9 protein-coding genes are annotated in these 13,690 nt (G+C 39.0%); 4 read left to right on the top strand and 5 right to left on the bottom strand.

Annotated elements, in window-relative coordinates; genetic code table 11:
- Window positions 1–300: 300 nt before the first annotated feature.
- Window positions 301–4,236, bottom strand: a complete 3,936-nt coding sequence (locus K429_RS0110285; RefSeq protein WP_026366846.1) for a two-component regulator propeller domain-containing protein — start codon at window positions 4,234–4,236, stop codon at window positions 301–303.
- Between the two features lie 351 nt (window positions 4,237–4,587).
- Between K429_RS0110285 and K429_RS0110280 the strand changes: the two genes are divergently transcribed.
- Window positions 4,588–5,013 (top strand): DUF3836 domain-containing protein, encoded by a 426-nt coding sequence (locus K429_RS0110280; RefSeq protein WP_022209725.1) that lies wholly within the window; start codon window positions 4,588–4,590, stop codon window positions 5,011–5,013.
- A 46-nt stretch (window positions 5,014–5,059) separates the two neighbouring features.
- Here K429_RS0110280 and K429_RS0110275 read toward each other — a convergent pair whose 3' ends face one another.
- The 3 genes from K429_RS0110275 to K429_RS0110265 are packed head-to-tail and all read right to left on the bottom strand — an operon-like array spanning window position 5,060 to window position 6,535.
- Window positions 5,060–6,001 (bottom strand): HipA domain-containing protein, encoded by a 942-nt coding sequence (locus K429_RS0110275; protein ID WP_022209726.1) that lies wholly within the window; start codon window positions 5,999–6,001, stop codon window positions 5,060–5,062.
- A gap of 1 nt (window position 6,002) precedes the next feature.
- Window positions 6,003–6,329, bottom strand: coding sequence for a HipA N-terminal domain-containing protein (locus tag K429_RS0110270; RefSeq protein WP_007216566.1), 327 nt, complete (start codon window positions 6,327–6,329; stop codon window positions 6,003–6,005).
- Window positions 6,326–6,535, bottom strand: coding sequence for a helix-turn-helix transcriptional regulator (locus tag K429_RS0110265; protein ID WP_007216567.1), 210 nt, complete (start codon window positions 6,533–6,535; stop codon window positions 6,326–6,328). Before K429_RS0110265 ends, K429_RS0110270 begins: the two co-directional genes overlap by 4 nt.
- Window positions 6,536–6,875: 340 nt before the next feature.
- Between K429_RS0110265 and K429_RS0110260 the strand changes: the two genes are divergently transcribed.
- On the top strand, window positions 6,876–7,301 hold the full coding sequence (locus K429_RS0110260) for a DUF3836 domain-containing protein (protein ID WP_026366844.1): 426 nt from the start codon (window positions 6,876–6,878) through the stop codon (window positions 7,299–7,301).
- Between the two features lie 87 nt (window positions 7,302–7,388).
- On the opposite strand, the gene K429_RS0110255 is transcribed toward K429_RS0110260, so the two are convergent.
- Entirely contained in the window at window positions 7,389–8,180 is a 792-nt protein-coding gene (locus K429_RS0110255; RefSeq protein ID WP_026366843.1) for a DUF6266 family protein, read from the bottom strand.
- Between the two features lie 544 nt (window positions 8,181–8,724).
- Here K429_RS0110255 and K429_RS0110245 point away from each other — a divergent pair.
- Together K429_RS0110245 and K429_RS0110240 are read left to right on the top strand one after the other, a co-directional pair.
- Window positions 8,725–9,150 (top strand): DUF3836 domain-containing protein, encoded by a 426-nt coding sequence (locus K429_RS0110245; protein ID WP_026366841.1) that lies wholly within the window; start codon window positions 8,725–8,727, stop codon window positions 9,148–9,150.
- Window positions 9,151–9,341: 191 nt separating this feature from the next.
- The gene (locus K429_RS0110240) at window positions 9,342–13,661 is read left to right on the top strand and encodes a hybrid sensor histidine kinase/response regulator transcription factor (RefSeq protein ID WP_026366840.1); all 4,320 of its coding nucleotides are present in this window, start codon (window positions 9,342–9,344) and stop codon (window positions 13,659–13,661) included.
- The last annotated feature ends 29 nt before the right edge of the window (window positions 13,662–13,690 follow it).

The following is a 13,690-nucleotide window of genomic DNA, read 5'->3' as shown; positions in this document are numbered from 1 at the left end:
TTTCTATTTATAAGATTAAAATCAGTGCGAAGGTTTTCTGCCTGCAAGATTACGCATAGTAAGCGGAAATGGCTTTTTCCAGTTATTAAAATACTTTTGTTTCCTGTTAAGGGGAGATTTTTATCAGTTATCAAAAGTATTTTATCAGTTATCAAAAAAGGAAAGGAATAGGGGTAGAACGCCTTTCCGTGTTGGATTCACACAGAAACTGAACTTCGAACCTTTCAGATAAGTCTGAAAGAGAAAGCTGAATTCTATAGAAAGCGGGAATATGTTGTAATACTTATCCGGATACGTCTTTTAACCGGGGTCTTCGGACAAGTATTTGCGCGGACTCATTCCATACTGCCTTTTGAAAGCTGTACTGAAATAACTGGAGTCGGGGAAACCGGTCATGGCAGCTACTTCCGAAATATTGTATCTCCTGCTGCGCAAAAGCTCCGCAGCTTTTTTCAGGCGGATGATACGTATGAAATCATTCGGTGCCTGATCTGTCAGAGCTTTAAGTTTATTATACAGTGAGGAACGGCTCATTCCGAGTTTAGCGCAGAGATTGTTGATAGAAAATTCGGGATCTTCCATACATTCATCAATCAATGCAAGAATTTTCTCCATAAACTCGCGGTCTAACGTATTGGTGTATGTTACATCCTGAGCAGGTGGATTGTCAGAAAGTAATGCTTCTCTTATCTTCTTCCTGTTGGCGAGTAGGTTACGTATCCGGGCCTTTAGGATGGATATGTCGAAAGGTTTGGTGATATAATCATCTGCACCACAGTCCAGTCCTTTGATAATATCTTCTTTATCTGCCAAAGCTGTGAGAAGAATGAAAGGAATATGGCTTGTTTCTACTGAAGTTTTAATGCGGCTACATACGGCATCTCCGTTGAGAACAGGCATCATGATATCACATACAATGATATCGGGGTTCAACTGTAGGGCCATATTCATAGCTTCTTCGCCATTGGAGGCTTCCACCACATGATAGTCTGTTGAAAGACTGTTTTTGAGGAACAGGCGCATATCATCATTGTCTTCGGCTACAAGAATAGTGACTTTCTGTGACTGTTTTTCTTGTTGCTCCGCTTCGCGGGGGATGACTTGGACTTTTGGATAATCGCTCCCCTGATATTCGGTTAGTTTGTTGCCGCGCATAAAATACTGGTCTCCTTTTGGAAAAGTCAGTCTAAATTCTGTTCCTATACCTTCTTTACTACTGAAGGATATTTCTCCTTTATGCAGTTTCACTAACTTTTTAGTCAGTAACAGCCCGATACCGCTACCTGTTTCTTTTGAGTTGATGGCATTTTTAGCCCGGAAAAAACTCTTGAATAGATGTTTTTGTTCGGATGCCGGAATACCAATGCCGGTGTCCGACACGATAAGAGACCAGTTTTTATCATCCTGACAGACCTTGATGTGGACTTGTCCGCCTTCTTTCGTGTATTTGATGGCATTGGAGAGGATGTTATTAACTATTTTATCCATCTTCTCGCGATCAAACCATACGCTAAGCGAGTCGAAACCGATATCGTATGTCAGATAGATTTGCTTGTGCTTAGCTTCGACATTAAAGAAAGATATTTTTTCCTGTATGTATTCCGCCAGCTCATTAGGGCTCACAATGAGTCGCAATGCCGAAAGATCTGCCTTTTCGAAATCAAGTAATTGGGAAACCATCTGAAACAGTTTTTCAGTATTCTTTACGGCAATATAAAGAGAGGTTTTGCCTTTTTCAGTTAGTGCCTCACTCTCTCCGAGGTCATTTAGAGGACCTTTGATTAGAGACACCGGAGTACGAATGTCATGGGCTACATTAACAAAGAAACGTATCTTTTCTTTTGAATACCGTTTGTCCATCTTGTTTTTGGCATACTGAATAATGAACCGCAGCAATATTGCAAACAGAAGCAGATAAACTGCCCAGGCCCAACCCGACTCCCAGTAAGGTCGGGCAACTTCAATGTCCAACTCCCTTTCGTCAATGATTTCCTTATTGTCTTTGTTTAATGCTCTGAGTCTGAATGTGTATTTTCCGGGATTGATATTGGTATAGCTGATGATATTATTTTCGGGTGCAGCATACCATTCATTATCAAAACCTTCGAGTTTATAGACATAAGAAATCAGGTGCTGATGGTGGAAATTAACGGAAGAAAAGGCAAAGGAGAAAGAGTTCTGGTCGTAGGCCAGCGAAAAGGCGGAGGTTTCGTTGATGGCCTGTTTCAGCGGTGAACCTTCACTTTTTGCCTTTACTGAGTTGTAGAATAACTTGAAATCGGTGATAATCAGCTTGGATTCCAGTTGAATATCGGTTTCTTGCTGGGCGGAGAACTCAACGGCGCCATCTGTTGTTCCAAATACCAGATTACCATTTTTACGCTTACAGGCGATGTGGTAGCTGTATTCGAGGTTGTTCAAACCGATATATTCGCCAATACTTACCACTTTTCTTGTTTTGAGATCTATATAAGATATTCCCTTGTTTGTAGTAAACCAAAGGCGGTTCCAGTCATCGAGCTTCATACTATGAATGTAGTTTGATTTGAGCCCTTCTTTTTCAGTATAAGAGGTGGAGGTTTCGGACTCAAGATTGTAGCAAATGATTCCGTTCCCTTCTGTACTCATCCAGATTTCTTTATTGGAAACAGGAGCAATATTACGGATTGCACGATTCTGTATGCGCTGACCGATATGGAGGTATTCTTTATAGTGGTGGGTGTTCTTATTAAATACTGCCAGGCTATTGGCTGTACCGCAAAGCAGAATACTGTCATTGAGAGGTTTTATATCGCCTATAGCTTCGATGCTGTGATAATTGAAAGATTTGGTGCGGAGATTATATTGGATCATACTTTTGTCGAGGCTGCCTAACCATAGGTTCTCATCATCGGCATACATGGCATAGATGTGATAGGCATCAAATATCCCGGACGCATTGGCTCCTTTTTGATGCAAGAGGGAGTGTATCTTACCACTTTGTTTATCTATGCGGAATGCGCCTACGCCGTATCCTCCCGTCCAGATATTGCCATCTTTGTCTTCACAGAAACATAGAATAACAGCTTTATTCTCCTGATTGTCGAGGAAATGTTTCCATCTTTGTTTCCGGGTGTCATAAACACTGATTCCGTTATTGGTTCCATACCACAGATCGCCGTCGGAATCTTCGAAAATAACATTCACATGATTGTTGATTAGCGAATTGGGTTCTCGGTATTCGTGACGTGTACGTATGATTTCCGGCGAAAACGGGTCAATAATGGTAATTCCGTTAGTATAGGTGGCTATCCAGAGGCAACCGGCATTATCCACGTAGATATCATAAACGGTATTTCCTCTTAGACCGTCTTTCACATCATCGTCGGCCACATAGGAACTGACCAGCTTGTGGGTTTGAGTATCCACCACATAAACACCGGATCCATCAGTACCAACCAGAATATGATGGTCTGCCAAACGTTTTATAGCCCGGATGGGGACATTGGGAATGATTGGGTTCAATGATATGCGCAGGTTGCGTTTAGAATCAAACATGAAGACACTTTTGGACTCGGTACCGATGTAGAGGTACTCTTCATGACATAGCATGGTTGTTACCGGCCCGGAAGATTCGGGCAGGGCGTTCTTTTCGATGATTGTATAATCGTCGGGCATTTTTTCCTTTATCTTATAGATACCTTCATTAGAAGCTACATAATAGGTATGGCTGTTTTGTTGGGTTACAACATATGTGTTTTTATCTTTAAAAACGCGTACGAACCGGAGTTCTTGGCGGGGGGTATAAGTGTACAATCCCATATTCGAACATATCCATAGTCGGTTAGCTTCATCGAAGAACACGGAAGAGATAATGTGACTGTCGGAATGCAGGTCTTTTCGGATGTCCAGCATACACTCAAAATCATCTATGTTTTTGTTATATCTAAAAACTTTTCCGGTATAGAGTACAATCCAAATGCCACCATCCCGGTCTTTCACCATCTTTGTGGAAGGGAAATAGATTTCTTCGATGGTGTCCTGAATACTGAGTTTGTAGTTGCGTATCTCTGATCCGTCATAACGGTTAATGCCCATGTAGGTCACAAACCACATGAATCCGGTAGTGTCTTTCTCAATCTGGAATACACGGTTGCTACTCAACCCGTTTTCTGTATTTATATAACGGTAAGAGAAGGAATAAACGTGAAGAGAAGTACAAAGTAGTATAAGTAAGAGTGTTTTTCTGTTTTTCATGTTTAGCTAATATAAGTAGAGCTGATTTGAAAACAAAGTTATAAAACATTCGGCATGAATGATTTTCTCTTATATCGAATTCCTTGAAATTAACAAGTATTATAACTGGAAAAAATGCAATAACATCCATTTACCGAAGTTTTAACTTGAAGGGAAAAGTGTACTTTATTCTTGGTTTGTCCGCTTTTATGCGGACACTTGTCCGGAAATGAACATCGCTTAAATTTGAATATTTGTTGATAATCAGTGATTTACTGTTTTGGCACGCCAATTGACTATATATAGTCGAAGGCGGTTGACAAAAACTTCCTCTCGAAAATCAAAAGTAATAACGATAAAAAAATAACGATTATGAAAACGAACTTAATTTCTAAAGCAGTTGTAATGTTAGCAGTAGTAATGGCCAGTGTAATGAATTTCTCTGCAAGTGCAAGTAATCCTACCCAGTACGTAAAGAATGAAGAGATGACCGGCGAGCTGATAACTGCTAAGACTATCTTTAAGAATGAAGACGGTCACTTGTTCCGCCACCTCCGTTATACTTACACTTATGATAACGAAAATCGTGTGACCAGTAAAGAAGCCTCCAAATGGGACAGCTCACAAGAGGCTTGGGTTCCTTATTTCAAGATGGATGTTTCTTATACCAATAGTGAAGTTGAACTTAGTTATGCCCGTTGGAACTCCAAAAGTAACGCTTACGATAGCAATATTCAAAAGAGCTTTTACGAACTGAACGATGCTGACGCAACTTTGATGCTGGCAAGCACTAAATAACTATATCAATCGCATACAGGATGAGGGAGACTTGAACGGATCTCCCTTATTTTATTATGCCTAGTTTACTATTTATGACGTTGATGTATTGTTTTTGCATCGTTTCCGGTAATAAAGATTGTCTTATAAAATCTGACCAGCTTTGTTCGGCTTTCGCGAATTTTTTAAATAGATTGTCTATGATTTTATCTTCAATTCCCGAAGCGGTAATAGCTATAATAAAATCCTTCTTTTTTATTTTACTTTTCTTTCCATTCAAGGTCAGTGCCAGTTCTTCCGTGTCTTCAGGCATAACTAATACTGTAGAAAGCATATCATAAGCCGGAGTTAAAACATAGTTTCCTTTACTCTGGCTATATAAAGAAAAGTTCTTCAGGTGCATGTCAGCATTCCCTGTAATCCATGAAAATATCACTTGTTCCCAAAAGTTGATGAGGTCTAATTTTGGGGTGGAGGAATATTTCTGTATCAGTTTTGCTATCTGTTCATAAGAACCTTTATACTTGTATTCAGTTAATCGTTCGGCTAATTGGCACATGTCTTCCATAGGGAGCTTCGTCCCGTTTTCACGTCTGTCAATGCGTCGTGTTATGTAACAAAGTTCGCCATCCTGAAACCGTATCAAAGAGTGTGGCACTACTTTGATTCTGACTATTTCAGCCAAATGCATAGTAAGATCTTCCAATTCCGGAAGGTAAGGATATAAATCAGTTTGTGGTTTCAGTATGTATCGTCCCCAGAGACCGACGATTGTAAAACGTTCCGGTTCGTTCCTTTCTCCTTTGTGAATGTCTAAAGATAACTTTGCCTGTACTCCTGTTAATGTGGTTTGGCTTCGGATCACCTGTTCCGCTAAGTCGGCTAATTGATTCCTGACGTATGGGAGGATAGGAGGTACTTTCGTACCAAATATTTTTTGAGAGCAAGCCGGATGGAAATCGCGGTCTCCTTCTCTTAATTTTTTATAGCAATACAAACATTTTCCCATATTATTCCTCGGTTTGATTAGGTATGATACTTACTGCGCCAATACAATCTCTACAACATGCAAGTAATAGAGACATTCTGTCCCGTTGATTAATTTTCCAGCTTTTTTCCGCTATATTCAGTAACCAGCCTTCGGGGATTAATCCGTCAAAAAAAGGAAATAGAACTTTATCCTGATAAGGTTTATCGGTTAGCGGCATAGTCAGACTGATTGCTTCCGCGTGAACAGATTCCAGAAAATCTTTATCATACAAAAATGTATATCCGTTTTCATCTTCTGTCAATGTTCCTGCCTTATAATCGTGCAGATAGACTGATGCTCGCTTCATAATTCTGTATTTTTAGGCATTGGAACGGCACCTACTTCCATTCCAAAAAGATTCAATACTTGATTGACTTTATCCAATCTTAAAGTCTGTTTACCTTGCTCTAATTCGCGGATAAAGCGGAGCCCTACACCGGACTTTTCTGATAAATCAACTTGTGTAAGTTCATGCTGCTTACGCATCTCTTTTACGTATTTTGCTAAAGCCATATATTTCATATTATACCCGTTTGGGTACAAATATAATAATTATCTTCTTGTTTATACCATATCGGGTATAAATAGTTTGTCTTTATATCTTGATTATACCCACTAAGGTATAGAATAAGTATTCATGATTCATTTGCATTTGCTTTTTTATTATTTCCATACCTATCGTCCGCTTTTATGCGGACACTTGTCCGGAAATGAACATCGTTTAAATTTGAATATTTGTTGATAATCAGTGATTTACTGTTTTGGCACGCCAATTGACTATATATAGTCGAAGGCGGTTGACAAAAACTTCCTCTCGAAAATCAAGAGTAATAACAATAAAAAAATAACGATTATGAAAACGAACTTAATTTCTAAAGCAGTTGTAATGTTAGCAGTAGTAATGGCCAGTGTAATGAATTTCTCTGCAAGTGCAAGTAATCCTACCCAGTACGTAAAGAACGAAGAGATGACCGGCAAGTTGATGACCGCTAAGACTATCTTTAAGAATGAAGACGGTCACTTGTTCCGCCACCTCCGTTACACTTATACTTACGATACAGAAAATCGTGTGACCAGCAAAGAAGCCGCTAAGTGGGACAGTTCAAAAGAAGCCTGGGTTCCTTATTTCAAGATGGATGTTTCTTATACCAATAGTGAAGTTGAACTTAGTTATGCCCGTTGGAACTCCAAGAGTAACGCTTACGATAGCAATATTCAAAAGAGCTTTTACGAACTGAACGATGCTGACGCAACTTTGATGCTGGCAAGCACTAAATAAAGATATAGGCACCACTGAAAGCCGGATACGGAGAATTTATTTCTCTGGCATCCGGTTTTTTCGTTATTGGATTGTGGTGATAGCGGGTTAAGTCTCGCATCTGTAAGTCCGAATTTCATTAGGTGGAGCGGATAGCGAATGTACTGTTATGCGTGATTGGTGTACTGTTCTTTTATCAGGTAATATTCTTTTGTGCGTTGTATCAATGGATTCCGTTTGTACGTCTATCTCTTCTTCCGGTATTTCTATTACTGATATTGGTAGACAGATGCTATTGGCTACACAGTTCCCGTCAGTACTGCAAAAGCTGAGATAGGCGACTAACTCATCATCCTGCCAGTCTTCCGGGAGCTGTAGTCCGGCATGACAGTCAGAGCGCAGGGCTGCTTCTGTATCATAGACAGCCGCTTCCCTGTCTTTGTTATATACCAGTACCATCGCAATATCTGTTCTCTCTGCATTCCCCATACCACTATTATCTTTCCAGTTGAAAGTCATTTGATGATTGCTGACGGTGGCTGCCCCTTCAAATACCGGCATCAGGGTTCCCATAGAAACCAATGCCCGGTCAAAGTCTATTTTGATTTCTTTTCCACTGCCAGTCACGGCTCTTTTCAGTGTGTAGGACATAGCGGAGTTGAATGCGGATTTATCCTGTGTAAATTCCTTGTAGCCAATACGTATGAAAGGTTTTATAGCTTTCAGGAAGCTGAATGCCGTGGCGAATTTACCGCGTTGTTCCTGTTGTTTCGGTGTGCGCGGATTGCTGACTTTGGCGGCCCGTGCACGTATATAGTAGTTTGATTTCCAGCGGAACCCTACTATCGGTCCCACTTTACCGGAGAAACCTCCGAGAATGCCCTGGTTGATAATTCCCATGATATCGTGTTTTTAATTACTTGTTTCTGTCACTGCGCAAATATATGGAAAATAAATCTCTTCAACCCGCTTCCTGTGATTTTTGCGTTCATTTGCGTCAATTTGCGTAGATAACTCTTTGATCTTCTTTATTGTATTATGACCTGTCTCCGTTACACCCGGAATGCACTTGCTCCGTACCAAGGCCGTACTTTCTTCGGTCAGAGGTACCTGTGAGTGGAGAAGGTACGGAGCAAGTGCATCCCGGGTATAGTCCGGATAGAGTGAGGTGTATAAAAGTGTTTTTACGTAAAGACATTTATTTGTGCCGTAAGACTTAGTAAGGATTAAAAGCATTATGTACATTACTCTATATTTCTTTATTTCTACTTTGTCCGCTTTTGTGCGGACACTTGTCCGTTAATGAACACTGGACTATTTTGTATGAACTCTGATAATCAGCTGTTTATTGTTTTGGCACGCCAATTGACTATATATAGTCGAAGGCGGTTAACAAAGACTTCCTTTCAGAACCAAGAAGTAATAACAATAAAAAATAACGATTATGAAAACGAACTTAATTTCTAAAGCAGTTGTAATGTTGGCAGTAGTAATGGCAAGTGTAATGAATTTCTCTGCAAGTGCAAGTAATCCTACTCAGTATGTGAAGAATGAAGAGATGGCCGGCGAGTTGATGACCGCTAAGACTATCTTTAAGAATGAAGACGGACATCTGTATCGCCACCTCCGTTACACCTATATTTACGATAACGAAAATCGTGTAACCAGCAAAGAAGCCTCCAAATGGGATAGTACACAAGAGGCTTGGGTTCCTTACTTCAAGATGAATGTTTCTTATGTAAACAATGAAGTTGAACTTAGCTATGCCCGCTGGAATTCCAAGAGCAATGCTTACGACAGCAATATTGAAAAGACTGTTTACGAACTGAACGATAGCAATGCGGCTTTGATGTTGGCAAGTACAAAATAAGTATATAAACACTATCGGGGGCCGGATACGGAGAATGTATTTCTCTGGTATCCGGCTCTTTTGTTGTTGGGGGATAGAAATAAGTTTGTTTCTTCAAATTGGGTAGTCGGAATGCTTTATTACAGATTTTCATCTGTAATTTCCGAAAAAGGAATAAATTTGCCCCGGATTAATCTTTCTTATCTTATGCTATGATGAATACAAAAGTAAAATTATTACTGACCATAATATGGTGTCATCTGCTTCCTGTACTGTCTGCACAAGAGATGATCAACGTACGACATTATTCAATAGAAGATGGCTTGTCACAAAATATTGTGCAGGATATGCTTCAGGATAATGATGGGTATATTTGGTTGGCTACATGGAATGGACTGGAAAAGTTTGACGGATATACTTTTAAGAATTATAAGTCGTATCCTACAGATGATACTAAACTAAAATACAATAGATTAGTAAGCATTGTCAAAGGAGTCGATGATGCTTTGTGGTGTCATACATACGATGATAAAGTTTATCTATTTGATGTGCGTCAGGAAAAATTCAATGATATTTTTGTCTATCATCCACAGATAGAGGAATGCAAGTTGGTAGAGAAAATGATTCCATTGACAAATGGGATCATATGGATAATAGCTTCTGACGGTAATTTGTGGCGTATTGATGAAGCCCTGTATAAAAAAGATAAAGGGGTTATGTTCCTTCCTTCCGGTTCTGTTCCGCAACATGGTAACCGTGTTTATTCAGTCGTACGTGATGCTCATGATAATGAATGGGTATTGACTGATAAGGGATGCTTTGTCTATGGAAAACGGGAATTATCGGACAGCCGGAATTTTAATAATGCAATATGTATCGATCATATCCTTTATATGTCTTCTCCGGATGGAGAACTGGTGACGTATACACCGGAAGAAGGAATAAAAGAGGTATCTATAAAAGAAACTGATTACGGTATCATAGACTTGTTGGAACTACCCAATGCGAAAATGGGTATTATGACTAATCGGGGTATAATCATCTACGATACTCAAAACAACCATGCAGAAAGTATTTTGGTGAATGAGAATCATCCTGATATACAACCATCTTATCATTTACTTTCAAACAATGGCATACTGTGGATGATTAACGGAAAGGAAAATGTTATCCGGTGTGATTTAAAGCAGAAAAGCATTAGCTTTATAAATTATCCTTTGAGCCAAAAGGAAAAAGCGAATATTTTTATCCATGAGGATAATTACGGACGTATATGGATATTGGCTCCAAATGGCGAATTTTCATTTTACAATCCTATAACAAATGTTTTTGAGCAAGGCTATACGTACATAAATGGAGAACATACATATTATCATGCAACCGGGAGGAAATTTCTGATAGATAATCAGCAAAATATATGGTTAAGCTGTGATTCCGGTGTTGATCAGCTGACCTTCTTAAATGAAAGTTACAGCTATTTCTCTACAGGGCACAATGATAAGATACGCGGGCTGTTTGTTGATTCCAAACAGAGAATATGGGTGGCTGATAAAAGTGAAAGAATAGAAATCTACAATGATAATCATGATTATTGCGGTAATCTTAGCCGGGACGGGCATTTGGTAAAAGACAAGCAACTTGTTTTTGGTGCGGATATCTATTGCTTTTTTGAGGATGAGCAGCACAGGATATGGATGGGGAGCAGGACAGGAGGAATCTATGTAGCAGTTCCGGAAGCGGGAAAGTTCCGGATTTATCATTTCAAGCATAATGAGAAAGATAAAAATTCATTGAGTTCTGATGCTATTTTCTCTATTTGTCAGGATACAAAAGGAAATATTTGGGTTGGAACGTATGGGGGAGGACTGAATGTAGTGGAGGGGAGCTTTCCCAATCTGAAATTTACGCATTACCAAAATGGGCTGGAACTCTATCCCAAGAACAAATATCTAAGGGTGCGAAGTCTGCTTTGTACTTCAGCAGGAATTATGCTGGCAGGAACCACTGATGGGCTGCTGACTTTTTCTACAAATGCGGATCAATGGGAAAAAATACAGTTTAATCTGAATCAATGCGAAACAAAACGTGCCAATAGTCTTAGTAATAATGATGTAGTATATGTATTTGAAAGTCGCAAAGGAGATATTTATGTGGTTACTCATAGCAGTGGACTAAATCTGGTTAGCTCTAAAGATCTTCTATGTGATCATATAGAATTTATTCATTTGAATAAATTAAACGGCTTGCCTTCCGATCTGGCTTATGCAATTTTAGAAGGAAAGGATAATGAGTTGTGGATTAATTTTGAGAATCATATCTGTAAATATAATCCGGTTGAGAATACTATAGATACTTATGATCGCTTTTATTTCCATTCTCACCTGGCCGTGTCCGAAATACCATTCATCAGGGATAAAAACAATGGTATGTATGTAGCCTTGAATAGGGAAGTTTTATACTTAAATTTGGATAAACTTAAAAAAAGCCAGTTTGCTCCACATATTGTTTTCACAGATGTGAGAACCCGAAAGAATTATAAACAGGAAAGATCTTCTCCTGTTACCAATCGGGAATTAACGCTGGAAAAGGATGAGCGTAATGTCTCAATTACTTTTGCTGCTTTGGATTTTACAGGTTCGGGGCATTTGCAATATGCTTATCGGCTGAAAAATATAGATGAAGAATGGAACTATATAGGAAATAGCCGTACGGCAAGTTTGGTGAATCTGCCGGCGGGAGACTTTATTTTAGAAGTGAAATCAACGAATGGAGATGGGCTTTGGGTGGAAAATACGGCACAGCTGGCTATTTATGTGAAACCTATCTTCTGGGAGACAGGCTGGGCATGGCTGTTATATATAGTGTTAATAGTAGTGGTAATTCTGGCTATCTCGGCTACTTTTGCTTACATATTTAATTTGAGACGGAAAGTGGACTTTGAACAGCAACTTACCAACTTGAAACTTCGTTTCTTTACTGACATATCTCATGAATTACGCACTCCTCTAACTTTAATTGCAAGCCCTATAGAAGAGATTATTAATCGGGAGGAATTAAGTGAGGAGGGACAGGAAAACATACAGCTTGCAAAGAAGAACACTGATCGTATGTTGCGTCTTATTAATCAATTGCTTGATTTCAGGAAGATACAGAACAACAAAATGAAGTTGTATATTGAGCAGGCGGACGTCGTAACACTGTCTAAAAAAATCTATGATAACTTTACGGGCTTGGCTCATCAGCGGAATATCGGTTTCCATTTTGTTTGTTCTTATGATAATTATACTCTTTACACAGATATAGATAAACTGGAAAAAATATTGTTTAATCTACTGTCAAATGCCTTTAAATATACTCCGGATGGGAAGAATATTGATTTAATTCTTGAATTTAAAGAAAAGAACCTGCTCATTAAGGTTAAAGATGAGGGAAATGGAATTGAATTGCATAAAATAGATATGTTATTTAAACGTTTCGAGACCTTGGGACAGACAGACGCTAACTTATCAAGCGGTATCGGGCTTTCTTTGGTAAAAGAATGGGTTGATATGCTGCATGGGACGATTACGGTAGATAGTAAACTGGGGTATGGAAGTACTTTCTCTATTTCCCTGCCGGGAGAACATGAGATTTTTGAGTCCGATAAAAATGTCGAGTTCATTTTAAGTGATTCCGAATCTTCAATGCCGATGGATTCCGGCATAACGCAAAATAATGAAGAAGCAGAAGGGATATCGGTTTTAGTAGTGGAAGATAATGAGGAACTGAGACATTTTATGGTGAATATACTTCGGAAAGATTATCATGTGATTGAAGCAGAAAATGGGAAAACAGGGCTGGAGAAAATCAAGTTGAAAATTCCGGATTTGGTTATCAGTGATATTATGATGCCTTGTCTGGATGGTATAGAATTACTGGAAGAAGTAAAGAAGGACTATAATGTAAGCCATATTCCTTTTGTTTTGTTATCAGCGAAAGCTACGTTGGATGACCGTATAAAGGGGCTGGAATATGGGGCGGATGATTATATAACAAAGCCATTCAGTTCTGGGTATTTACGTGCGCGCATCTCCTCATTATTAAAGCAACGCAGCATATTGCGTGAACATTTTATGAAAGAAGTATTACCTGTTGCCGGTAAAGAGCCTGTTGCTATTCAAGGTGATGCTTTGGAGAACTTATCTCCGTCGGTACCGCAAATAACTTCTTATGATGAAGAATTCATTCATAAAATCATTCAGGCTGTGGAAGAAAGGCTGCAAGATTCTGATTTCAAAATTGAAGACTTGGCTGATAGTATGAATATTGGACGTTCTGTTTTCTATAAGAAGGTAAAATCTATTTTGGGGGTATCTCCCATTGAGCTTGTAAAAGATATGAGAATAAAGAGAGCTATACAATTATTGGAAACAGGAAATTACAATATATCCCAAATAGCATACATGAGTGGTTTCTCTTCTTCTCAATATTTTAGTCGGGTATTCAAAGAGTTGAAAAATTGTACTCCGAGTGAATATAAGATAAAGAACTAAAATAAATAGTGCACAGAATCACATAAATA

The organism is Bacteroides sp. 14(A) (genome assembly GCF_000526555.1).
Classification (GTDB): domain Bacteria; phylum Bacteroidota; class Bacteroidia; order Bacteroidales; family Bacteroidaceae; genus Bacteroides; species Bacteroides cellulosilyticus.
This window is presented reverse-complemented; position numbering and strand designations above follow the sequence as displayed.

What these genes read in the sequence shown, in the direction of transcription:
- K429_RS0110270 (WP_007216566.1), bottom strand. Translation starts at nt 6,329, where the DNA reads ATGAAGCGAGCATCAGTCTATCTGCACGATTATAAGGCAGGAACATTG.
- K429_RS0110285 (WP_026366846.1), bottom strand. Translation starts at nt 4,236, where the DNA reads ATGAAAAACAGAAAAACACTCTTACTTATACTACTTTGTACTTCTCTT.
- K429_RS0110255 (WP_026366843.1), bottom strand. Translation starts at nt 8,180, where the DNA reads ATGGGAATTATCAACCAGGGCATTCTCGGAGGTTTCTCCGGTAAAGTG.
- K429_RS0110265 (WP_007216567.1), bottom strand. Translation starts at nt 6,535, where the DNA reads ATGGCTTTAGCAAAATACGTAAAAGAGATGCGTAAGCAGCATGAACTT.
- K429_RS0110275 (WP_022209726.1), bottom strand. Translation starts at nt 6,001, where the DNA reads ATGGGAAAATGTTTGTATTGCTATAAAAAATTAAGAGAAGGAGACCGC.
- K429_RS0110260 (WP_026366844.1), top strand. Translation starts at nt 6,876, where the DNA reads ATGAAAACGAACTTAATTTCTAAAGCAGTTGTAATGTTAGCAGTAGTA.
- K429_RS0110245 (WP_026366841.1), top strand. Translation starts at nt 8,725, where the DNA reads ATGAAAACGAACTTAATTTCTAAAGCAGTTGTAATGTTGGCAGTAGTA.
- K429_RS0110280 (WP_022209725.1), top strand. Translation starts at nt 4,588, where the DNA reads ATGAAAACGAACTTAATTTCTAAAGCAGTTGTAATGTTAGCAGTAGTA.
- K429_RS0110240 (WP_026366840.1), top strand. Translation starts at nt 9,342, where the DNA reads ATGATGAATACAAAAGTAAAATTATTACTGACCATAATATGGTGTCAT.